20 protein-coding genes and 1 tRNA gene are annotated in these 22410 nt (G+C 64.0%); 14 read left to right on the forward strand and 7 right to left on the reverse strand.

Features of this window, described 5'->3' with window-relative positions; translation table 11 throughout:
• The first annotated feature begins 21 nt into the window (after positions 1–21).
• Both E8M79_RS04315 and E8M79_RS04320 read left to right on the forward strand, forming a co-directional pair.
• Positions 22–1035 carry an aldehyde reductase gene (locus E8M79_RS04315; RefSeq protein ID WP_137150680.1) on the forward strand — a complete coding sequence of 338 codons (1014 nt, stop codon included), beginning with the start codon at positions 22–24 and terminating at the stop codon, positions 1033–1035.
• Positions 1036–1112: 77 nt separating this feature from the next.
• Positions 1113–1188 (forward strand) — tRNA-Ala (locus E8M79_RS04320).
• Between the two features lie 216 nt (positions 1189–1404).
• On the opposite strand, the gene E8M79_RS04325 is transcribed toward E8M79_RS04320, so the two are convergent.
• Positions 1405–2781, reverse strand: a complete 1377-nt coding sequence (locus tag E8M79_RS04325) for an MFS transporter (RefSeq protein WP_137150681.1) — start codon at positions 2779–2781, stop codon at positions 1405–1407.
• Between E8M79_RS04325 and E8M79_RS04330 the strand changes: the two genes are divergently transcribed.
• The gene (locus E8M79_RS04330; RefSeq protein WP_171015698.1) at positions 2742–3761 is read left to right on the forward strand and encodes a helix-turn-helix domain-containing protein; all 1020 of its coding nucleotides are present in this window, start codon (positions 2742–2744) and stop codon (positions 3759–3761) included. The two genes, E8M79_RS04325 and E8M79_RS04330, sit on opposite strands and share 40 nt — an antisense overlap.
• Before the next feature lie 92 nt (positions 3762–3853).
• Here the strand turns inward: E8M79_RS04330 and E8M79_RS04335 are convergent, their stop codons facing one another.
• From E8M79_RS04335 to E8M79_RS04345, 3 genes are all read right to left on the reverse strand, one after another.
• Positions 3854–4558 (reverse strand): hypothetical protein, encoded by a 705-nt coding sequence (locus E8M79_RS04335; RefSeq protein ID WP_137150683.1) that lies wholly within the window; start codon positions 4556–4558, stop codon positions 3854–3856.
• Positions 4559–4569: 11 nt separating this feature from the next.
• A complete protein-coding gene (locus tag E8M79_RS04340; protein ID WP_137150684.1) occupies positions 4570–5487 on the reverse strand; it encodes a hypothetical protein in 918 nt (305 codons plus the stop codon).
• A 525-nt stretch (positions 5488–6012) separates the two neighbouring features.
• A complete protein-coding gene (locus E8M79_RS04345) occupies positions 6013–6783 on the reverse strand; it encodes a FadR/GntR family transcriptional regulator (RefSeq protein ID WP_248304882.1) in 771 nt (256 codons plus the stop codon).
• A 147-nt stretch (positions 6784–6930) separates the two neighbouring features.
• On the opposite strand from E8M79_RS04345, the gene E8M79_RS04350 reads away from it, so the two are divergent.
• A complete protein-coding gene (locus E8M79_RS04350; RefSeq protein WP_137150685.1) occupies positions 6931–8337 on the forward strand; it encodes a M20/M25/M40 family metallo-hydrolase in 1407 nt (468 codons plus the stop codon).
• A gap of 72 nt (positions 8338–8409) precedes the next feature.
• Here the strand turns inward: E8M79_RS04350 and E8M79_RS04355 are convergent, their stop codons facing one another.
• Both E8M79_RS04355 and E8M79_RS04360 read right to left on the reverse strand, forming a co-directional pair.
• A complete protein-coding gene (locus tag E8M79_RS04355; protein WP_137150686.1) occupies positions 8410–8772 on the reverse strand; it encodes a DUF1304 domain-containing protein in 363 nt (120 codons plus the stop codon).
• 166 nt (positions 8773–8938) lie between these two features.
• On the reverse strand, positions 8939–10255 hold the full coding sequence (locus E8M79_RS04360; RefSeq protein ID WP_137150687.1) for an NAD(P)H-dependent oxidoreductase: 1317 nt from the start codon (positions 10253–10255) through the stop codon (positions 8939–8941).
• Between the two features lie 206 nt (positions 10256–10461).
• Here E8M79_RS04360 and E8M79_RS04365 point away from each other — a divergent pair, with 206 nt between their 5' ends.
• The 4 genes from E8M79_RS04365 to E8M79_RS04380 are packed head-to-tail and all read left to right on the forward strand — an operon-like array spanning position 10462 to position 14028.
• Positions 10462–10785, forward strand: coding sequence for an STAS domain-containing protein (locus E8M79_RS04365; RefSeq protein WP_137150688.1), 324 nt, complete (start codon positions 10462–10464; stop codon positions 10783–10785).
• Positions 10782–11150: a response regulator gene (locus E8M79_RS04370; RefSeq protein ID WP_171015700.1), complete on the forward strand. Its 369-nt coding sequence runs from the start codon at positions 10782–10784 to the stop codon at positions 11148–11150. Before E8M79_RS04365 ends, E8M79_RS04370 begins: the two co-directional genes overlap by 4 nt.
• Before the next feature lie 34 nt (positions 11151–11184).
• Positions 11185–13485 carry a chemotaxis protein CheA gene (locus E8M79_RS04375; protein WP_137150690.1) on the forward strand — a complete coding sequence of 767 codons (2301 nt, stop codon included), beginning with the start codon at positions 11185–11187 and terminating at the stop codon, positions 13483–13485.
• 54 nt (positions 13486–13539) lie between these two features.
• On the forward strand, positions 13540–14028 hold the full coding sequence (locus E8M79_RS04380) for a chemotaxis protein CheW (RefSeq protein WP_137150691.1): 489 nt from the start codon (positions 13540–13542) through the stop codon (positions 14026–14028).
• A gap of 194 nt (positions 14029–14222) precedes the next feature.
• On the opposite strand, the gene E8M79_RS04385 is transcribed toward E8M79_RS04380, so the two are convergent.
• Entirely contained in the window at positions 14223–14576 is a 354-nt protein-coding gene (locus tag E8M79_RS04385) for a hypothetical protein (protein ID WP_137150692.1), read from the reverse strand.
• Between the two features lie 167 nt (positions 14577–14743).
• Between E8M79_RS04385 and E8M79_RS04390 the strand changes: the two genes are divergently transcribed.
• The 6 genes from E8M79_RS04390 to E8M79_RS18320 all read left to right on the forward strand — a co-directional run bounded on the left by E8M79_RS04390 (position 14744) and on the right by E8M79_RS18320 (position 22409).
• Positions 14744–15334: a chemotaxis protein CheD gene (locus E8M79_RS04390; protein ID WP_137150693.1), complete on the forward strand. Its 591-nt coding sequence runs from the start codon at positions 14744–14746 to the stop codon at positions 15332–15334.
• 277 nt (positions 15335–15611) lie between these two features.
• Entirely contained in the window at positions 15612–17129 is a 1518-nt protein-coding gene (locus E8M79_RS04395; protein ID WP_137150694.1) for a methyl-accepting chemotaxis protein, read from the forward strand.
• 44 nt (positions 17130–17173) lie between these two features.
• Positions 17174–18019, forward strand: coding sequence for a protein-glutamate O-methyltransferase CheR (locus E8M79_RS04400; RefSeq protein ID WP_137150695.1), 846 nt, complete (start codon positions 17174–17176; stop codon positions 18017–18019).
• Complete coding sequence (locus tag E8M79_RS04405) at positions 18016–19065, forward strand: chemotaxis response regulator protein-glutamate methylesterase (RefSeq protein WP_137150696.1); 1050 nt, start codon at positions 18016–18018, stop codon at positions 19063–19065. The genes E8M79_RS04400 and E8M79_RS04405 overlap by 4 nt, the downstream gene beginning before the upstream one ends.
• Before the next feature lie 115 nt (positions 19066–19180).
• Positions 19181–19570 carry a response regulator gene (locus tag E8M79_RS04410; protein ID WP_137150697.1) on the forward strand — a complete coding sequence of 130 codons (390 nt, stop codon included), beginning with the start codon at positions 19181–19183 and terminating at the stop codon, positions 19568–19570.
• A gap of 301 nt (positions 19571–19871) precedes the next feature.
• Positions 19872–22409, forward strand: a complete 2538-nt coding sequence (locus tag E8M79_RS18320; RefSeq protein WP_137150698.1) for a methyl-accepting chemotaxis protein — start codon at positions 19872–19874, stop codon at positions 22407–22409.
• Position 22410: the final 1 nt, after the last annotated feature.

Genomic DNA, 22410 nt, shown 5'->3' on the forward strand with positions numbered 1-22410 from the left:
CAGTTTCATCGGGAGAGACCCATGTCCGATCGTGTTCTTGTTACCGGGATATCCGGCTTCCTGGGCGGCCATGTCGCCCTGCAGTTGCTCAATTCAGGCTATAGCGTGCGGGGGAGCCTGCGCCAACTGGCAAAGGCCGATGCGGTGCGTCAGACCCTGACCCGCGCCGGCGCCGACACCAGCCGGCTCGAGTTCGTGGCGCTGGACCTGACACGCGACACCGGCTGGGCCGAGGCCATGGCTGGCGTGCGCTATCTACAGCATACCGCCTCGCCCTTTGTGCTGGAGACGCCTAAGGACCCGCAGGAGCTGATCGGCCCGGCTGTCGAGGGCACGCGCCGCGCCGTCACGGCGGCCCTGGCCAGTGGCGTGGAGCGCATTGTGCTCACCTCCTCGATTGCCGCCATCCAATATGGCCATGCCGACTATGGGCGGGTGATGACCGAGGCCGATTGGAGCAATCTGCAATCGCCGGCCACCGGGGCCTATCCGGCCTCCAAGGCCCTGGCCGAACAGGCCGCCTGGGCGCTGGTGGATGCGGCCGGGCGTCACAATGATCTGGCGGTGATCAATCCGGCGGTGATCCTGGGGCCCTTGCTCGATCAAGACCCTGGTACGTCATCGATGATGGTCCGGCGCCTGATCGACGGGCGCCTCCCCGCCGTGCCGCGCCTCAGCTTCTCGCTGATCGATGTGCGCGATGTGGCGGCCTTGCAGATTGATGCCATGACCAATCCGGCGGCTGGCGGCCAGCGCTGCATCGCCTCGCAGGGCAGCTATTCCATGGCGCAGCTGGGCGCGCTGCTGCGCCCGGCCTTTCCGGATCGCCGCATTCCCACGCGCGAACTGCCCGATTGGGTGCTGCGCCTTGTGGCACTGTTCGACCGTGACGTGCGCGACAATCTGGGCGAGTTGGGCGTGGTCAAGCGCGTCGACGGTCGTCGCGGCCCGCAGCGGCTGGGCCGGACGCTGATCCCGGCCGACGAGGCCGTCATCGCCACCGCCAGGAGCCTGATCGCCTTCGGTCATGTCTGAGCTGCGCAGGGGGGCGCAGAGCCAAAGCACCCCCTTGCCCTCGCCTCCGATTTTGTCCATATCAGTGCCGTCGGAACGGGGCTGTAGCTCAGTTGGGAGAGCGCGTCGTTCGCAATGACGAGGTCAGCGGTTCGATCCCGCTCAGCTCCACCATTCCGATAAAGGCCAAAGACTTTGCTGCGGGTTTTGCTTGGTGGGACATCCAAGTGGGACATTGGCGTGTTCGACCCGACCTATCTGCAAAGCTCTCGGCACGGCATATTCCCGTTTGCCCTTGCCCCGCGCCGCAAGCTCGACCCGACAGACATCCCCACGGACGGACGAATGCAGCTGTTGGCTCCTCGAGGTGCGTCAGGGCGTCTGTCTTGGCTATGCGGCGAGATCCGCGGTCGCTGACCTTGTCCGAAAGGCTGTTAGGCTTGGCAGCAGGGTCGGCAGCGTGATGATGGCGACGCAGGCGCTCATCACGCCGATGCTGCCAATTGCGCTGTCCGGGCGCATTGACAGCACACCAAGTCCTGCGACGCATGCGCCAGCCAAGAGCATGGCGAGGCCGTTGAACACGTGGTTGATCCCGATGTATCGCCCGCGGTCGGCCGCCGGCGGCAGGACCTGCATGGCCAGGCCAACCGGAACGATGTAGAGCCCGGACGCAGTGGACATCAGCGCAATATCAATCAGGAGCCGGGAATAGGAATGGGCTGCCGACAAAAAGCCGATGTCGGTCGCGGGCAGCACCGTCATCAGGGCGACGGCAGCCGGGACGGCAGGGTGGCTGAGCTTGCCCTGAACAAGGCGCGCCACCATGGCGCCGGCTGCCACGCAGATGCTTGAAACCAGGAAGACGATGGACACAGCGACCTCCCCCTCGCCCATCGCGGCAATGAGCAGGGGAATGGCGGTCGTGTTGAAGGCACCCTGGAACCAGAACCAGCTGCAGCCCAGGATGGCCAGGAGAACTGGGGGCTGTCGAGCGACCTCAGTCAGAATACGGGCGGCGTCGCTCCAGGCGGACGATGCCAAACCAGCCTGGGGGGCCTCGGCATCCGGGATGGCGCGGGACAGACCAACGCCAGCCAAAGCCAGCGTAACGCCCAATATGGACAATAGCCCGGGACCCGAGGATATCGCTGCCAGAACATTGCCGAGCACCAGCCCAAGCAGAATGGCGATGGTGCTGGTTGCCGTGACCCAGGAATTGGCAGCGACAAGACGCTTGGCTGCAACGAGCTCTGGCAGGATGGCGAATTTAGCCGGGCCCAGCACCGCCGCCTCGACGCCGCAAACCAGCACGGCCGCCAGCAGCATGGCCAGATTTCCGCTCAGCAGGCCGACAGCAGCGATACCGGCGATGGCCACCTCGGCTAGCTTGCACAGGCGGATGACGCCGGCGCGCGACCAGCGGTCAGTCCAGCGTCCGGCGGACAGCGACAGTACAACATACGGCACAACTGCCAGAATCGTGGTGGCCCCAACGACAGATTCGACTGGCCAGGCGCCCGTGTCGATGGCGCCGAAAGCAATCATGGTCAACACGGCCGAGCGGAGCAGATTGTGATGCAGCGCGGTCAGGGCCTGGGTACAGAGTAGAGGAGCAAAGCCGGGGTCCGCCGTGATCCGCTCAGCGCGCATGAAGTGCCACACAACAGGATTGCCAAAATCGACCTGCACAATAAGCTGTCGCCGGGAGAATGGAAGAGGGCAGCATGGGTGAGGCATGGACGTGGAAGCCGGAGCTGGGCCCATGGCGCATGGACCGCTATGGCTATTCCGAGACCCCCAGCCTTGTCCGTGTATCGACCGATGGCGTGCCCGACCGCTCACGCTATGACTATTGGTGTGACCTGGCCTTCTCCGACTTTGCACCAGACCGGGCACGCGAGGCCGCTGGCACCTTTCAGGCGCGGGCGACGGGGCTCAGCTACCACCGCGCCGATTTCTTCGAGACTCGATCCTCGGCCATCAGCGGCCACCGCACACGCCAGCAGTTCGAGCGGGACGGACTGGGCACGATCAGCATCGGCCTGGTGCGCGCCGGGCGCCGGATGACGACCGATCGCGCGGGCCAGAGGCTGGTGACCCAGGCCAACGGCCTGTTCGTCTATGACGCCAGCCAGCCCAGCCAGGTGCATTGGACCGAGCACCAGGCCAGTTTCATCGTGCTGCGCCGGAGCGATGTGCAGGGCGTGCTGGGCGAGGATGTTCCCGATGCAAGCACGCTCATGGCGCGGCTGGCCATGTCGTCGATGCGCCATCTGGTGGGCGAGCAACTGCGCCGGTTGGGACAGTATCACGCGAAATTGGGCACAGAGGCGCAGGGCTTCTTGATGGAGCAATCCATCCAGCTGATGCTGTTTGCGCTGGCGCCGCGCAGCCAGAACGACCAGCCGATGAGCGAAGACCATGCGCTGTTTCACACAGCACTGCGCTATATTGCCAATCGGCTCGCCGATCCCCAGCTTGAGGCGCAACGGGTGGCGGGGGCCCTGGGGGTTTCGCGGGCCACGCTGTATCGGGCCTTTGCCGCGCAGGACTTGGGTGTGGCCGAAGCCATCCGCGAGATGCGGCTTGATCGCGCGCGCGACATGCTGGAGCACGCGCCGATAGAATTGAGCATTGGCGATATCGCCCAGCAATGCGGGCTTTATGACACGGTCAATTTCTCCCGCATGTTCCGCCGCCGCTTTGGTGTGGCGCCCTCGGAGGTGCGCAAAGGCGGGCGATAGACGATCTCACCGATTGCCGGAACCGGTCAGATCGCATTTGGCATTGGCTCGCTTGTGCTCAGCGCCAGTGTGTAGCGCCCGGCAATGGGGCACTAGCTGGCCGTACCGGGCGACACGGGCGTCTGCACCGGCCCCAGCGTGCCGGGCCAGTTTCCGCTGCTGCGCGGCTTGGGTTCGTCAAGGGCCCTGATGAGCCAGTCCTGTGCGAAGCGATCATCAGTCAGCAGCTTGTTGAGCTTGTCGGTGTCATGGATCAACTCGATATAGGGGCCGATCCCGATTTCCTTCATCTCCTGTTCCATGGGCTGCACCCGCTTGCGGAACAATTCCTCGCGCTCAACGAGATAGCGGTTTTCCGGGCGGGACCGGATTTCGTCGTAATAGGCCATGCCCCAGCTGCGGTAGAAGTCGAACTGCTCGCGGCTGATGAAGATTTCGCCGGTGATCACGTTCGTGGTTTGCCGCGTGAACTCTTCGTAGGTGGTGGTTGGAAACCGGGCGAGATAGAGGCCGAGGCCATAGCGGTAGAGGCTTTCCTCATCCACGATGAGCGCTCGGAACTCGTCGAAGCTGACATAGAGCGCCGCCGTCCCCAGGATCATCTCGCCGCTGATGAAAGAACCGATCTGCTTGCCCTCCCCAAAAGTCTGGCGGATGAATTCCTGACGTTCGGCGGGGGGCAGGTCGTAATAAGCAACCATAGAGTTCATCGCCACGTCGCAGGCTGCGAGAGGCAGAGCCAGGGCGAGCACACCCAACGCGCGCCAGACCGGCTTGGTGGAGCGAAAAAGGGCCATGGGAACCTCTCCTAGAAGCTGTAGGTCGCCGAGACGGCAGCGCGGTTGAAACTCATGCGGTCGTTGAACACCCAGGTGGTGAGCCGGCCGCCGATGGAGAGCTGGTCGGTCAGCTGGTAGTCGAGCCCAGCCTCGAGCAGGCCCCAGCTGGGGTCGAGCCCGGTCTGCGCCGCCGGCACTTTTTCGGAGATCAGCTGCACCAGGCCCGCGCCACCGGTGACGCTCAACTGGTCAGTGAGGGCGTATTTTGCGCCCACACTCACCACCAGCAGCGTGTTGCCGAAGCTGTCGGAGGCCGGAATATTGCCGGGGCCATAGGTGATATTGGAGGCACTGCCCAGCAGCTCGGCCTTGGCTGTCAGGCCCAACCGGTCGAGCTGGTAGAAGGCCGCCATGAAGGCGCCCAGGCGCGCGGTGGACCCATCGGCGGGCGTGGCGGGCCCGGCCATGCCCACGCCCGTGAAGCGATAGGACGCATCCGAGCGGCCCATGCCCGCGGTCACGCCCATGGCCAGGAAGGGGAGCGGGCGCACGCCCACCATGCCGTCGACACCCAGCACATTGGCAAGGCCCGCCATGGGCAGGGCAAAGGCGAGGTTGGTCGAGGTGATGTCCTCGCGCGAATAGGTACCGGTGATGCCGGCATACATCCAGTCGCCCAGATCGGCCGAGACGCCCAGGCTACCCACCCAGGTCTTCTGGTCGCGCGATGTGGGCTGGTTGGTATTGACCGCATTGGCATAGGCGCCGGAGACGGTGATCTGCACATTGCGGATCGGCCCCGCTGTCCCGCTCGAACCCAGCGGCTGGATCGCCTCCAGGCGCGGGAGCGACCGGTTCTCGGGGGCGGACTGCGCGACTGCAGGGACGGCAAGACAAGAAAATGCAGCGGCGACGAGGGCGAGGTGTGGTGTTGGAACTATGAGCATGCAGATGAACTCGACCCGATTGACGGACTGAACGAAGGGGTAGCATTGCCCACGCGCAACCCCTACGTCGCCCAGTCTCAGGACGTCTTCAATCTGTCTCTCCCCAGCCCTGTTCTTGCTCCTGCGTACCACCCTCTTCGACCGAACTGCCGCGGTCGCGGTATGGGTGGCGCAAAGGGGCTCGCCGGCCTGCGCCGCAGGTCTGCAGGAATCGATGCCTCGCATGGGGCTGTGGCCATTATTTTGCAAACGACTGGCGAGGAAAACACTCTCGTCTGGTGCTGGTGACATCGGCAGAACCGGTAAGGCCTGCGGCGAGTGTTCCGGCTGCGTCTGTCGATGACAACCCATCTGCCCGATGCGCTGACGCCTGCCCATTTGGGGGACCAGTGGCGCGTCGATCTTGGATTCATTTAGTCGCGCCGCGACAACCACGCTGATGATCGTCGCCTTGGTACTGATGGCCAAGTCGGTGGCCAGGTCAGTTGCCGCGCGCGCCGACAATCCAAATAGCGCTGGCGGGGGTCAGGCCCCTTCGCCCTCCATGCGCGCGGCGGCGCGGGCAAAGCCGGTGGTGATGACGGCCTTCATGGCGTCGCGCGCCTCGTCGGGGTCGCCGGCCTCGATGGCGCGGGCGATGCGGCCATGCGCGGCGACGGTGGCCTCCATGGCGGCGGGATCGCGCACCGGGGAGCTGAAGGTGAAGGCGGCGGTCAGCGCCAGTTCCACCAGCGTGCTGATCGAGGCCATGAAGGGGTTCGAGGTCGCCTCGGCCACGGTGCGGTGGAATTCGAGGTCGGTGCGGGCAAAGTCTTCGGGCGTGGCGGCCTCGCCCATGCGGCGGGCGCAATCGAGCAGGGCGGCAGCCTGTTCGGGCGTGCGGCGGCTGGCGGCCAGGGCCGCCGATTCCAGCTCGATGCCGATGCGGATTTCCGACAGGCTGCGCAGAAAGCCCAGGTCGGGCCCGGTCTCGAAATGCCAGGCCAGCACATCGGCGTCGAACAGGTTCCAGCGCGCATGGGGCAGCACGCGGGTGCCGATGCGGGCGCGCGCCTCGATCATGCCTTTGGCAGCCAGGGTCTTGAGGGCTTCGCGCAGCACGGTGCGCGACACGGCGAACTGCTGCAGCAATTCGCTGTCGGAGGGCAGGATGGAGCCTTCGGGATAGTCGCCGCGCACAATGGCCACGCCCAGGTGCCAGAGCACCTGGGAATGCAGGTTCCGCAGCGGCACGCGGCCAGCGATGGCGGCCATCAACTCGCCCGATGTGCGCTGATCCTGCGGTGTGCTGGCCATGGCCTGTTCCCCTCCTGCTGCGGCCGCCGTTCCGGTGGCGACCATTAGTGTTACTATATGAGTTAGACCTTGCCCGCTATGGACACAAGCAAGGCTGGACAGGGCGGGCTCGCTTGGACAGTGTTGCGGCAAAAAGGAATCGCCGCCATGTCCGACACCAAACTCTCCCCCGCCGCCGTCGACCAGGTGCTGGCCGCCGTTGACGCCGGGCTCGACCAGAGCCTGGAGCGGCTCTACGGCCTGTTGCGCATCAAGTCCATCTCCACCGATCCGGCCTATGCCGCCGAATGCCAGCGCGCGGCAGATTGGCTGGTGGTCGAGCTCAATGGCCTGGGCTTTGCCGCCGAGGCGCGGGCGACGCCGGGCCATCCGGTTGTGGTGGCGCATGGGCCGGATCAGGCGGGCCCGCATGTGCTGTTTTATGCCCATTATGACGTGCAGCCGGTCGATCCGCTGGCGCTGTGGCACAGCGATCCGTTCGAGCCGGTGCTGACCACCGATGCCGCCGGCCGCAAGATCATCGTGGCGCGGGGCGCGTCGGACGACAAGGGCCAGATGCTGACCTTCATCGAGGCCTGCCGCGCCTGGAAGGCGGCGACGGGATCGCTGCCGGTGCGCGTCTCGCTGATGCTGGAGGGCGAAGAGGAAAGCGGCGGCAAGAACCTGCCGCCCTTCATGGAGGCCAACAAGGCCGAGCTGGGCGCCGCCGATGTGGCGCTGGTGTGCGACACCGACATGTGGGACCGGCAGACGCCATCGGTCACCACCATGTTGCGCGGCATGGTGGCCGAGGAGATCACCGTCACCTGCGCCAACAAGGATCTGCATTCGGGCATGTTCGGCAATGCCGCGCGCAATCCCAATCAGCTGTTGGCCGAGATCATTGCCAGCCTGCGCGCGCCCGATGGCAGCGTGACGCTGCCCGGCTTTTATGACGATGTCGCCGAGATCAGTCCCGAGCTCAAGGCGCAATGGGCCGGCCTGGGCTTTGATGACAAGGCGTTCCTGGGTGAAGCGGGCCTGTCGCAGCCGGCCGGCGAGGCCAATCGCAGCGTGCTCGAAATGCTCTGGGCGCGGCCGACCTGCGAGATCAATGGCATGATCGGCGGCTATACCGGGGATGGCTTCAAGACGGTCATTCCCGCCAAGGCCAGCGCCAAGATCAGCTTCCGCCTCGTCTCGGGCATGGACCCGGAAAAGATCCGCGCCGCCTTCCGCCGCCATGTCGAGGCGATGATCCCGGCCGATTGTTCGGTCAGCTTTCATGCCCATGGCGGTTCGCGCGCCATTACCGTGCCCAGCGATGGCGTTTATCTGCAGCAGGCGCTGGCCGGGCTCTCGGCCGAATGGGGCAAGCCCGCTGTGATCACCGGCTCGGGGGGCTCGATCCCGGTCGCCGGCGATTTCAAGCGCATCCTGGGGCTCGATACGCTGTTGATCGGCTTTGCCCATGTGGATGATCAGATCCACAGCCCCAATGAGAAATATGATCTCGAGAGCTTTCACCGCGGCATTCGCAGCTGGGTGCGGGTGCTGGCGGCCTTCGCGGTCTGACCGCTCTGCGTCCTGAGGTTGCCGCAAGCGTGCCGCCGTCCCTCCTGGGGGACGGCGATGCTTTTTTGGCGCCTAGAGGAAGATCACGGCCAGGATGGTGATCACGGCCGGCACAGTCTGGATGAACAGGATCTTGCGGCTCGAGGTGGCGGCGCCATAGAGCCCGGCCACGGCCACGCAGGCCAGGAAGAACATCTGGATCTGCCAGGCGAAATAGGGGTCGGGATAGACCAGGCCCCAGATCAGGCCGGCGGCCAGGAAGCCGTTGTAGAGGCCCTGGTTGGCGGCCATCACCTTGGTGGTCTGTGCAAACTCGGGGCTGAGGCCAAAGGCCTTGTGGCCGCGCGGCGTGGTCCACAGGAACATTTCCAGCACCATGATGTAGAGATGCAGCAGTGCCACCAGGGCGACGAGGATGGTTGGAATGACGTGCACGGGACTGGCCTCTGGCTGAACGTGTCCCCACCAGGATGGTGGGGCGCATGGTGCCATCCTCTTCTCATGTCCGCCCGCCTGCGGGCAAGCGCCCGTTGTGTTGCGGTTCGGGCTAACCGGACGTTAGCGGAATGAACTGAAGGGAGACTGCTGGCGCACCGGGCTGCTAGAGCAGGCCGAGCATGCGGTCCTGCGCCTGGCGCAGGGCAAACAGGCGGGTGCTGGTGTCGGGCTGGCTATTGGCTGATGTCAGCAATTCGCCCTTTTTGACCGCTGCCGTCACCTTGCCGCCTTCGAGCAGGCCGACCGGAACGGCCTTGGCGGCGCGGCTGTCAGCGATGGTCATGGTATAGCTGCGATAGCAGGTTTCCCCAATAGCATCAAAGGTTTCGCCCGGCTTGAGGTCGCGCTTGGCCACGGCGCAGACCTCGGCCACCGGCTGGGGCAGGGGCACCATGTCGGGCTTGCCATGCAGCATGATGCGCGCGCAGGTGAGCGGGACTTCCAGGCTCGTCAGGTGATAGGGCCGGAAGAAGGCATAATAGGGCCCATGGCCGATGTGCAGATCATCCATCCGCTCGATGATGCGGGGGTGCTCGGCCTTGACGATGACGAAGACGCCGGGGGCCACGCCCTTGCCGACGGTATAGTCGACAACGCCCATCTTGTTGAGAATCCCGCCATCGGCCTTGGGAATCAACACCTTGGCCATGTCGTCGCGGTCGGTCTTGGGGCCGTGCATGCCCGGCACGTCGGGGACCAGGCCGGTGGCATTGGCGATGGCGGCCATTTCCACCATGGTCTTGGAGCCATCCACGAACTCCACCAGCATGCGGGGGTTCATGTTGCGGCGGATGGCTTCCTCGCGATAGTCGTCGGGCACGGCGTCATAGTTGAGCGGATTGTTCTTGCCCTTGCCGGCCGCCACAATGGGCAGGCCCAGGGCACTGACGAATTCGATCAGCTCCATGCAGGAACTGGGCTCGTCGCCGGCCCCCACCGAATAGATCACGCCCAGCCGGTCGGCCTGGGCCTTGAGATAGGGGCCGATGGTCACATCGGCCTCGACATTCATCATCACCAGATGCTTGCCGTGTTCCATGGCCAACAGGTCATAGTCGGCGGCAACGCCCGGCTTGCCGGTGGCGTCGATGACCACGTCGATATTGGGCGTGGTCACCAGGGTTTCGGCCGAGGTGATGGCAATCTTGCCAGCTTCGATGGCGGCGGTGGCCTGGGCCGGGGAGTCCGTCACCTTGCCGCGGGAATCCTCGCCATAGGCAATGGTCATGGCCTCGAGTGCGGTATGGGGGCGGCGCGTGGCGATGGCGGCCATTTCGATGCCGGTCATCAGCGACATCTGCGTCACCAGATCGGTGCCCATTTCGCCCGAGCCTATCACGCCAACGCGGATGGGCTTGCCGGTTTGCGCCCGCGCGGCGAGGTCGCGGGCAAGTCCGGTCAGGGCGATTTTTGAAGTCATGACGGGTCCGATCGAGGCTGGTGTGCCTGCCTAGCCCCGCGGGTGCGTGCAACGCAAGAAAAACCGCGCAGGGGTGGTCGGGCCGTGGCCGGGCAGATGGGGGGCGGCAAAGGCGCTGGTGGGGCCGATCATGCCGCATTCTGCAGGGAGTCTTGTAGGTTCCGGACCGGAATTTAGCACTTCTTAAACCGTTCGCATGGAAACTGGTGACGGAGAAACTCTGGGGGCTCTCATTCGTCATGGTCAAACAGGCCGGAAAATCCGTCGCGCTGCCCGCAATCGTGGATCTCGACTCCCTTGAGGGTGTCCGCGACGTGCTGGTGGATGCGCTCGATGAAGGTGCAGTGACCATTTCCGCCAATGCGGTGGAACGGGTGAGCACCAATGCGCTGTTCATGCTGATCAGCGCTGCGGAAACGGCACGCAGGAACCGTTTTGATTTCGCGATAGAGCAGCCGAGCCCTGCCTTTGCTGCCGCTATCGAGCGGCTGGGCCTGGATGCCCAGTTTTCAGGGATGATGAGAGGATGACGACTTTGCGCGTTCTGACCGTGGACGATTCAAGAACAATTCTCGCCATGTTGCATCACACGTTGAGCAATGCGGGATTTGAAGTTCTGCAGGCCGAAGACGGGCAGCAGGGGCTGAACGTGCTGATGAAGGAATCGGTGGATGTGGTGATCACCGACATCAACATGCCGGTGATGGACGGCATCGAGTTCATCCGCCATGTGCGGGCCACTGGCAATCACCAGAGCCTGCCCATCCTGATCCTGACCACCGAGACCAGCCAGGACAAGCGCGACCAGGGCAAGGCCGCTGGCGGCACGGGCTGGATCGTTAAGCCGTTTGATCCGGAGAAACTGATCTCCGTCATTCACCGCGTAGTCCACTAAGCATCCAGAGCCCTCTAGGGTTGGACGGTTTCGTATGAGCGATCTCGACGACTTCAAAGCGACCTATTTCGACGAATGCTCCGAGCTCCTGAACGAGCTGGAAGAACAGTTCGCCGCCATCGAGGCGGGTGAGCGTGACTCCGATCGCCTCAATGCAGTGTTCCGGGCCATTCACTCGATCAAGGGCGGCGCCGGCGCGTTCGGGTTCTCCGCTCTGGTGGGCTTTGCCCATGCTTACGAAACCCTTCTGGACTATGTGCGCGATGGCCGGGTCGAGCTGACCGACGATGTTTGCGCGCTGTGCATCCGCGCCAATGATATTATCGCCGACCACGTCAAGGCGGCGCAGTCCGGCGATGTGCTGGCTGCCGACTATGGCATGGAAGAAAAAGAGCGCTTCGACGCCCTGGCGCGCGGCGAATCGGCCGATGACGACGACGAGACCGGTGGCGAGATCATCGAAGAGTTCGATATCGACTTCACCCCGGTGATGGTCAATCTCGAGGCGCCTGCCGAGGACGACGCAGCCCCGGCCGAGGACGCCTTCGATACCGCCCCGCTGCAGCCCGAATCGGGCCATTGGGAAGTCATCTTCACCCCACACCGCGCGCTTTATGAGCGCGCCAATGATCCCCTGCTGCTGTTCCGCGAACTGGCGGCCCTGGGCCAGATGCATACGCGCGCCGTGCTCGGGGAAATCCCGCCGCTGGCCAATTTCGAGCCGTTTGCCGTCTATTGTTCGTGGGAGATCAGCATTGTCTCGCCCACGCTGACCGAGGCGGCGATCCGGGAAGTGTTTGAATTCGTCGAAGGCGACTGCGACATCACGGTCACCCAGGTTGGCGCGAGTGCGGCGCCGGCGTCCGCCAAGTCGGCTCCGGCCGCAGCGGCCGATGCGGGCCTCGACCTGCTGGCGCTGGCCGACGACGAGGTGGGCGTTGCGCCGGCCAAGTCCGCTGCCAAATCGTCTGCCAAGGCCGCCAGTGCCGCCAGCGCACAGGACAAGTTTGAAGAAGCGCCGGGCCTGAGCTTTTCCGAGCTGGCCGAAACCATGGCGCCGCCGCCCAAGCCGGCTGCGCCGCCGCGCGCCAAGCCGACGGCGCTGGCTGCAGCGGCTCCGGCTGCCGACGGCGAAGAGCATGCCGGTCGCGCTGTTGGCGTGCAGTCGATCCGCGTGGACCTCGACAAGGTCGACCGCGTGGTCAACATGGTGGGCGAGCTGGTGATTACCCAGTCCATGCTCACCCAGCAGATGGATGAGACCCTGCGCGCCCGCTATACCGAGCTGGTGCGCGGCCTGGAAGTGTTGGCGCAGACCACGCGTGGCCTGCAGGATTCGGTGATGGCCATCCGCGCCCAGCCGGTCAAATCGGTGTTCTCGCGCATGCCGCGCCTGGTGCGCGAACTGGCCACCAAGACGGGCAAGAAGATCAAGCTCGAAACGATCGGCGAGAACACGGAAATCGACAAGACCGTGATCGAGCAGCTCAGCGATCCGCTGACGCATATGATCCGCAATTCGGCCGATCATGGCATTGAGCAGCCCGAGGTGCGCCTGGGCCGCGGCAAGAGCGAAACCGGCACGATTCGCCTGTCGGCCGAGCAGGCCGGTGGCAATATCCTGATCATCGTCGAGGACGATGGCGGCGGCATCAACCGCGAGCGCGTGCTGCAGGTGGCGCGCGACAAGGGCGTCATTCCGCCCGACACCAATCCGACCGACGAGCAGATCGACCAGCTGATCTTTGCGCCGGGCTTCTCGACGGCAGCCGAGGTCAGCGACCTGTCCGGCCGCGGCGTGGGCATGGACGTGGTGCTGAGCAATATCAAGAAGATCGGCGGCTCGGTGCATGTGCGCTCGTCCACCGGCAAGGGCACGCGCATGACGCTGCGCCTGCCGCTGACGCTGGCGGTGCTGGACGTCATGCTGGTCAAGGTCGGCGACAGCCCCTATGTGGTGCCGCTGTCCTCGATCGTGGAAACCATCCAGGTGTCGCGCGCCAGCTTCGAACGTGTGCCGAGCGGCGGCCAGGTGCTGCAGGTTCGGGGCGAATATGTGCAGGTGATCGACCTGGCCAAGCGCTTCGACATGAAGGGCCAGACCGATCCGGAAAGCCGCTTTGTGGTGTTGTGCGAGGCCGAAGGCAGCCAGAAGGTGGCGCTGATCGTTGACGACATCATCGGGCAGCAGCAGGTCGTGATCAAATCGCTCGAAGAGAATTTCGAGCGCGTTGAAGGCATTGCCGGCGGCACGATCCTGGGCGACGGCAATGTCGCGCTGATCGTCGATGTGCAGGGCCTGAAGACCCAACTGATCCACAAGAATGCGGCCTGACAGCCGAGTGTAAAAGCGTAGCCGTCCAGAACCGGCGGCAGAAAGGCAGACCAAATGGAAGCGCTCAACCTGCGCGACGACTCGGGCGAGAACTCCGCCATCGCCGCTCACAATTCCATGCAGCTGATTGCGTTCTCCATCGGAGAACAGACCTATGGCGTCGAGATCACCACCGTGCGCGAAATCCGCGCCTGGAACGGGGCGACGCCGCTGCCCAATACCCGCGAATTCGTGCGCGGCGTGATCAATCTGCGCGGCACCATCGTGCCGATCTTTGACCTGCGCGCCCGCTTCGGCGACGGCCCGACCTCGCCCACCAAGAACCACGTCGTGGTGGTGATGAGCGTGGGCGAAAAATGGGTCGGCATCCTGGTCGATGCGGTGAGCGACATCCTGACCGTCTCGCGCGAAGACATCCACAATGTGCCCGAGGGCAATTCGGTCGATACCGAACTGCTCAATGGCATTGTCACCCATGACAGCCGCATGGTTGGCCTGATCGACCTGCATGCGGTGGTCAGCGGCGCCAAGCTGGACGGCTAGTCCACACCCAATCTTGCCGAAGATGCAGAGGGCGCCGCGAGGCGCCCTTTCTCATTGCCGCGTGTGGTGGGACTGTGCGGGGCCGGGCCAGAACACCGGTGAGCGTGCCAAAGCGCACAGCGGCCGCTGCAACACTGTGCAAGCGACCGGCGCGTGGCGGCGGATCAGTCAGACAAAGGGACGGGCGCTACGCGCTAGAACAGGTCGACGTCGCCGTGCGCCTGGTGGGCGGCAATGCCGGACAGCGCCGGGACGCGCAGTTCATCGAGCGTCAGGCTGGCCCAGACCTCGTCATAGACGCTGTCGGGTGAGGAGGGCGGGAGAATGGCGAACTGGCGCGTGGCCAGCGCCAGATTGTGGCAACGCTGCTCGATTCGATCCTGACCCTGCAGGGCCGTGATGATCATGGCAACGGCATCGCGGACGGCAGCATCCTTGTTCAGTTTGCTGTCGGCCAGAATTTCGAGGGCATCGGTAATGCCTTCCAGCATGGCCGCACTTTGGCGTGCTGTTTCATCGAGCTCTTTTGCCAGTTTCTGCAGTGACATGTACTTGTTGTCCTAACCCCGTGATGCCACCCTATCCCGGGATTTCTAAAGCAGGCCTTGCAATCTGTTGCCACAATCTGAGACATCGAACGATGTGGTTAGCGATTGGATAACGAGTTTAAAGCTACCATCGGAACAATTAAGTTACCTGGGGCCCGAGAGCGCTTATGGCACTGCCGAATTCCTTGCCACCTGAATTCGATCGTGGCGTTGTCACCACCGTCCATCAGGGTGAGTGCCACGTTTCTGGCGATGTTGACCTGACCTTCTCAACGGTCCTGGGGTCATGCATCTCCGCCTGCGTGCGCGACCGGGTCGCCAATGTGGGCGGCATGAACCATTTCCTTCTGGCCGAGCAGTCCGGTTCGGCCAAGGATCGCTACGGCGCCTCGGCCCGCTATGGCGCCTTTGCCATGGAACAATTGATCAACAAGGTGCTCAGCAAGGGCACGGGCAAGAAGTCCAACCTGGAGATCAAGATCTTCGGCGGCGGCAAGATCAATGCCTCGCTCGATGATGTGGGCCTGAAGAACATCGAATTCGTGCGCAGCTTCATGGCCGACGAAGGCTATGTGATGATGGGCGAGGATCTGGGCGGCAATTATGCGCGGCGCGTGCTGTTCAAGCCGCATTCCGGCCGCGCTTTCTGCAAGCGCCTCGATAGCGATGTCGGTGCCAATGTGGCCCGCGAAGAACTGGCGATCGCCAAGCGCCGCGTCGTGGTCGCTCCGCCGGTGGACGATATCGAACTGTTCTAGGGCCTCTGGCCTTATTGCCAATCAGGGCCGCCACGCGTTGGCGGCCTTTTCTATTGGCTGGTGGAGACGATCTACTGTCTTTGCCGGTCGTTGCTGTCCCGATTGGACAATTGTGCGCCAGAATGGGGCAGAAATAGCCCGCTCGATTGAGACTCTGACAATTTAGGTTAGCAAAGCCTTTCCCCAAGGGGCGTTGCTATAGAGTTGGTTAACCATTGCCGGTTTAGGTTTGGAGAATGTCCAAAACCCTGCCGTTTTTCGGTTCGCCGGCCCTGTCATGTCCAGTCTGCGCCTCGCATTGATCATCGCGGCCATCTGGCTGGGCGCGTCTGCGCTGGCCTGTGGATTGGTGGTGCTGACGGTGGCAGGCCCGGTGCAGTTCGGGCTGCTGGCTGGCCTGGCCGTCGTGGCGCTGCTGGCCACCACCGGCCTGGCGATGTGGCTCGATCGCAAGAACAATCGCATGCTGGTCGATGTCGCTCTGGCCGCCGGGCTCAGCCAGAGCGCCGATGATGTGCTGAGCATTTCCGAGATCGTGGGGCGGCTGGGCAAGCGGCTGGAGCGCGCGCATCACTTCAAGAGCGCCATCGGCCATATGCATGAGCCGGTGGTTGTGCTCGACGAGGGCGGCGTGATCCTGGCGGCGAGCGCCGGCATGGCCCGGCTGGCGGCCGGTGCCGTGGAAGGCGCGACAATCGATGCGCTGTTTGGCCCGGGCTATCTCGGCGCCGGGGGCGGCGTGCCGGAAGAAACCATGGCCATGCTGGGCGAGCGACGCTATGCCGTGCGCCGCTATGCCATTGCCACCAATCGGCACCTGGTCGAGCTGGTGCCGGCCGGGAGCTATATCGAGGACGATGAGCTGGATTCCTTTGTCGGGGCGCTGGCGGCCGGGCAGACCGGCTTCCGCTTCGATGCGGCGACCGTGGCGCGCAACCCGGCCATGGGGGCGCTCAACTCCGGACTGGAGGCGCTTGACGAGGGGCTGCGCCAGCTCGATGGCGTGATCGCTGGCCGCGATGACCTGCCCGACGCCTTTGATGGGCCGCTGGGCTCGATTGCTCGCCGCGCCGAGGATGTGCTGCGCGCGCTGGGTGACCAGATCACGGTCGAGCGCGGGCTGCGCAGCCGGCTCGAAGGCCGGCTGGCGCAGGTGAGCGAGCTGGTCGAAGGCTTCGAGATGCGCCTGAGGCGTATGGACGCGGCGTCCGAAGACAATCGCGAGGATGTCGGAACGCTCGACACATCGATGCGCAGTGGTGTCCAGCAGATCCAGCAGGCGCGGCGCCTGGGCCGGGCGGCGCAGGGGCTGGCCGGTGATGCCGAACTGGCGGCGCAGCGCACCGGTCAGGTGGTGGTCGAGATCGACCGGATGACGCTGGACATCGACAAGATGGTGCAGGCCATCGAAGATGTTTCCTTCCGCACCAATATGTTGGCGCTCAATGCCGCGGTAGAGGCGGCGCGGGCCGGGGAAAAGGGTGCTGGCTTTGCCGTGGTCGCCGATGAGGTGCGCCAGCTGGCCCAGCTCACCAGCCGCTCGGCCAAGGACATCCGTTCCGCGCTTGGGCGCGGCCGCGCACAGGCGGAAACCGGGGTGGCCGAGGCGCTCTCATTGCAGAATATGCTGACAAATCTTGAGGGCCATTTACGCAATCTAAGTAATGAAACCGACACTATAGCTGCCACCATAGGTCAGGGAGAGACGGCACTGGGCCGTCTGGCCGGACGCATGGGATCGAGTGGCGCGTCTGTGGCGCCGGCAAGAGTGCCGGCACGGCGAGCCAGTGCTTAGACGGGTGTCCGGCATGGACGCCTGGGGCAATTGGGGAACGTCGGATGGAACAGGGGGAAATCTCCCTTAGCGAGCGCGAGTTTTCGCGGATCAAGGCTCGGGTCTACAAGGTGGCCGGAATCTCGCTAAGCGATGCCAAGCGAACCCTGGTGGTTTCGCGTCTGTCCAAGGTCGTGCGCAGCCTGGGGCTGTCCAGCTTTGACAGCTATGTCGATCATCTGGAGCGGGGCGGTTCGGCACAGGACGGGCAGGATTTCGTCAATGCCCTGACCACCAATCTGACGCGCTTTTACCGCGAAGATCACCATTTCGATCATCTGCGCAATTATGTGGCCGGTCTGGTTGCCAGCAAGCCGCGCGGTGCGCGCCTGCGCATCTGGTCGGCCGGCTGCTCGACCGGGCAGGAGCCCTATACCATCGGCATGGATCTGCTGGGCGCGATCCCCGAGCTCAAGCGCTGGGACTTCAAGATCCTGGCCACCGATATCGACACGGCCGTGATCGCCAAGGCGGCGCGCGGCATCTATCCGGAAAATGAAACCGCGGGCCTGTCGCCGGAACGCCTCAAGCCCTTCCAGCGGCTGGGCGACGGCACGGTCAAGATTCCCGACGCGGTGCGCGAGCTGGTGTCGTTCAAGCCGCTGAACCTGATTGGCCAGTGGCCGATGAAGGGGCCGTTTGACGCCATCTTCTGTCGCAATGTCGCGATCTATTTCGACAAGCCGACACAGGGCGAAGTGTTTGGACGCTTCAGCAAGCTCCTGGCGCCCGACGCCTTTCTCTACATCGGTCATTCCGAGAACCTGGGGTCCGGCGGCGAAGGCTTCCGCCTGGTCGGCAAGACCATCTACCAGTGCAAACCCAAATCCAACAATCGAGCAGCGGCATGAGTATCAAGGTTCTTGTAGTTGATGACTCCGCGCTGATCCGCGAAGTGTTGTCGCGCACATTGACGCGCGATGGCGATATCGTCGTGGTCGGCACGGCCACCGATCCGATCGACGCGCGCGAGAAGATCAAGCAACTCAATCCCGATGTCGTCACGCTCGACATCGAAATGCCCAATATGAACGGGCTGCAGTTTCTCGAAAAGCTGATGCGCCTGCGGCCCACGCCGGTGATCATGGTGTCGACGCTGACCACCAAGGGGGCCAGCGAGACGCTGCTGGCGCTCGAACTGGGCGCCGTCGACTTCGTGGCCAAGCCCAGTGCGGACCTGCAGGGGGGCCTCGACAATTTCGGCGCCGGCCTGCGCGACAAGATCCGCGCCGCGGCCAAGTCGGACGTGCGGGGACGGGCTGCCGACAAGGTCAGCGTGCCCCAGGTCGCCATCAAGACGGCCGCTGCCCCCAATGGGGCGTTGATTGCCATCGGCGCCTCGACCGGTGGCGTCGAAGCCATTCGCGCCGTGCTGACCCAGCTGCCCGCCGATTGCCCGCCCGTGGTCATCGCCCAGCACATGCCCGCCGGCTTCACCGCCCGTTTTGCAGCGCGCCTCGACGAACTGTGCGCACTCAAGGTTGTGGAAGCGGAAGACCGCATGCAGCTGCAGCCCGGCCATGCCTATGTGGCCAAGGGCGATTTCCACCTGCGCGTCGAGCGCTCGTCAGGCATGCTCAAGTGCCGCCTGACGCATGACGACCTGGCTTCGGGCCATCGCCCGAGCGTGGATGTGCTGTTTGAATCGGTCGCCAAGGCGGTTGGTCCCATGGCTGTGGGCGCCATTCTCACCGGCATGGGCCGCGACGGCGCCCGGGGGCTGAAACTGATGCGCGACGCCGGCGCCTATACGGTCGGCCAGAGCCAGCGTTCGGCGCTGGTCTATGGCATGCCGCGTGTCGCCTTCGAGGAAGGCGCGGTGGTGGAGCAGGCGCCCGTCGAGGCCATTGCGGCGCGTCTGGCCAATGCGTTGGTGCGCATCAAATCAGCGGCCTAAGGCCGCTCATATGCAATGTGGCGGTACCAATTGAGACATTTGTAACGCTTGTTGCTTAGTGTTTGTCCGAATGCACGGGGTGGTTGCCCCGCGCACCAAGAAGGTGATCAAGACCATGCCTAAAGCCAGCGCTGTCAGTGTTCTTGTCGTTGACGACCAGCAGTCCATGCGCGGTATCTGCAAGTATATTCTTACCCAACTGGGCTTTAAGGACATCATTGAAGCCAAGAGCGGTCGGGATGCCCTGGGCAAGCTGGAAAAGTCCAATGTGGACCTGATCATTTCCGACTGGAACATGGAAGATATCGACGGGTTGACGCTGCTCAAGGTGATCCGCAAGCATCCGCGCACCCAGGCCATGCCCTTCATCATGGCCACCGGCCGTTCCGACAAGGAGCAGGTCAAGGAAGCCATTTCCTTTGGCGTGAACAACTACATCGTCAAGCCCTATGACGCTTCGACCATGAAGAAGCGCATCGAGGCGGTGATCGGCGCGCTGAGCTAAGCTAAGCTTAGCTGAGCTAGTCGCCCGCCCGCCTTTTCGACCTGAATTTTTCGAACCCCTTCCAGCCCGCGCGCTGGGAGGGGTTCGGCGTTTTGGGCGGCAAATTCCCCCGCCAGACCGGACCGGCGGCGCAAAAAATGCGTCGTAATAAGTGGTTAATGCGCCATGTGTATCGTTTGCATAGCCGGGCTTTGCCCGCATGGGGGAGTCTTGCTGCCATCGGCGCAATTGCGACGCGCCAGAGCCAAGATCACGTCGAGCGTGACGGGCGCAGCATTGCATAGGAAAGCTGGAGTATTTGATGGGACTGTTGCCGCATTTCAAAATCGCCCAGAAATTGCCTTTGGCACTGGTTGGTTCAGCACTGCTGGTGAGCGTGGGCGTGGGGATTGCCAGCTATCTGATTGGTTCGGCAACGGTTGATGAGCTGTCCAGACGCCAGATCGACACGATCGCCACCCAGGCGTCGTCGGAACTGGCCGCCTATTTCGATGGCATTTCCAAGGATCTGGCGATCACGGCGGCGACCGAATCGACCCAGACCACCATGCGGGACTTCAACATCACCTGGGGTCAGTTTGGCACGGCCAAGCCGCCCAAGGATCCGGTGGTCGCCCTGCAGGACGCCTATATCAAGAACAATCCCGATCCGAGCCAGCGTGAACTGCTCGATGCGTCGACCGACGCCAAGCGCAGCAATTATGATTTTGCCCATTCCAAGGTGCATCCGGCGTTCCGCCGCCAGCTCACTGCGCGCGGCTATGCCGATCTGATGCTGCTCGATCCGGCTGGCAATCTGATCTATTCGGTGATGAAGCGCGATGATTTCGCGACCAATTTCGGCGCCGGTGGTCCCGGTGCCGCCACGGGCCTGGGGCAGGCCTTTCAGGCTGCGGCCGGCATGACCGAGTCCGGTCAGGTGGCCTTTGCCGATTTTGCCGCCTATGCTGCGGCCGCCGGTTCGGCGCAGAGCTTTATGGCCACGCCGCTGTTTGACAATCGCCAGAAGCTGGTGGGCGTGCTGGCCGTGGCCATCTCGACGGCATCGGTGGATGCCATCATGAGCAAGGCCGAGGGCCTGGGCGAAACCGGTGAGAGCTTCCTGGTCGGTTCAGACTTCCTCATGCGCTCGGATTCGCGCTTCACCGCCGAGGCCGATGCGCTGGTCGCCCGGTTTGAATCGCCCGACGTGGCCTCTGCTTTGGCCGGCACGGCCGTTTCGGGCACCTCGAACGCCTATCGCGGCATGGACATGATCCTGACCGCCAAGCCACTGACCGTGGGCAATACCCAATGGGCGGTGGTGACGGTGATCGGCAAGGACGAGGCGCAGGCGCCGGTGGTGGCCATGCGCAATATGATGCTGCTGGTCGGCGCGGGCCTGCTGGCGATTGCAGCGGTGGCCGGTTATCTGTTCTCGCGCTCGGTGAGCCGCCCGATCACGGGGCTGACCGATACCATGGCGGCGCTGGCCGATGGCGATCTGAGTGTGACGGTGCGCGGCGGTGAACGCCATGACGAGATCGGCGCCATGGCGCGGGCCGTCGAGATCTTCCGGGAAAACGGTCTCAAGGTGGCCGAGATGACCGAGGCCGAGGCGGCCCAGGTGCTCAACCGTCAGGCCGAGCGGGCCGATATGATGCAGAATCTGCAGCGGGCTTTCGGTACGGTGGTCGATGCCGCCATCGCCGGCGACTTCAGCCGCCGTGTTGATGTCGAATTCCCCGATGAGGAGCTCAACCGCCTGGCGCGTTCGGTCAACCATCTGGTCGATACGGTCGATCGTGGCGTCGGCGAAACCGGCGTGGTGCTGGCGGCGCTGGCCAATACCGATCTGACGCAGCGCATGATGGGCGAGTATGACGGCGCCTTTGCCAAGCTCAAGACCGATACCAATGCGGTGGCCGAGAAGCTGACCGAAGTGGTCGGCCAGCTCAAGCAGACCTCGCGCTCGCTCAAGACGGCGACCGGCGAAATCCTCTCGGGCGCCAATGACCTCTCCGAGCGCACCACCAAGCAGGCCGCCACCATCGAGGAGACCTCGGCGGCCATGGAACAGCTTGCCGCCACGGTGATGCACAATGCCGAGCGGGCCAATGAGGCCAGCAAGGCCGCCGCCAGCGTGTCGCACACCGCCGAAGAGGGCGGCGTGGTGATGGGACAGGCGACCAAGGCGATGGAGCGCATTTCGAACTCCTCGTCCAAGATCTCCAACATCATCGGCATGATCGATGACATCGCCTTCCAGACCAACCTTCTGGCGCTGAACGCCTCGGTGGAAGCGGCCCGCGCTGGTGACGCCGGCAAGGGCTTTGCCGTGGTCGCCGTGGAAGTGCGGCGCCTGGCACAGTCTGCCGCTTCGGCCTCGTCGGAGGTCAAGCTGCTGGTCGAGGAATCGGCCCATGAGGTCAATGGCGGGTCGCGCCTGGTGGCCGACGCGGCCAGCAAGCTGGAATCCATGCTCACGGCGGCACGCTCGTCCAATGAGCTGATGAGCGGCATTGCCCGCGAAAGCCGTGCCCAGGCCGCCTCGATCGAGGAGGTCAACACGGCTGTGCGCACCATGGACGAAATGACCCAGCACAATGCGGCGCTGGTGGAGGAAATCAACGCGGCCATCGAGCAGACCGAGACGCAGGCCTCCGAGCTGGACCGTATTGTGGAAGTGTTCGACACCGAGGATGGGCAGCGGGCCGAGGCGCCTGTGGCGCGTTCGTCCAATCCGGTGCGGGGCATTGCCGAGGGTGCGCGGGGCTTGCAGGACAAGATCCGCAGCGCGGCAAAGTCCTATTTCAGCAAGGGCAATACGGCTGTCGGGCAGGACTGGAACGAGTTCTAGT

Source organism: Devosia sp. FKR38, from assembly GCF_005222805.1.
Classification (GTDB): Bacteria; Pseudomonadota; Alphaproteobacteria; order Rhizobiales; family Devosiaceae; genus Devosia.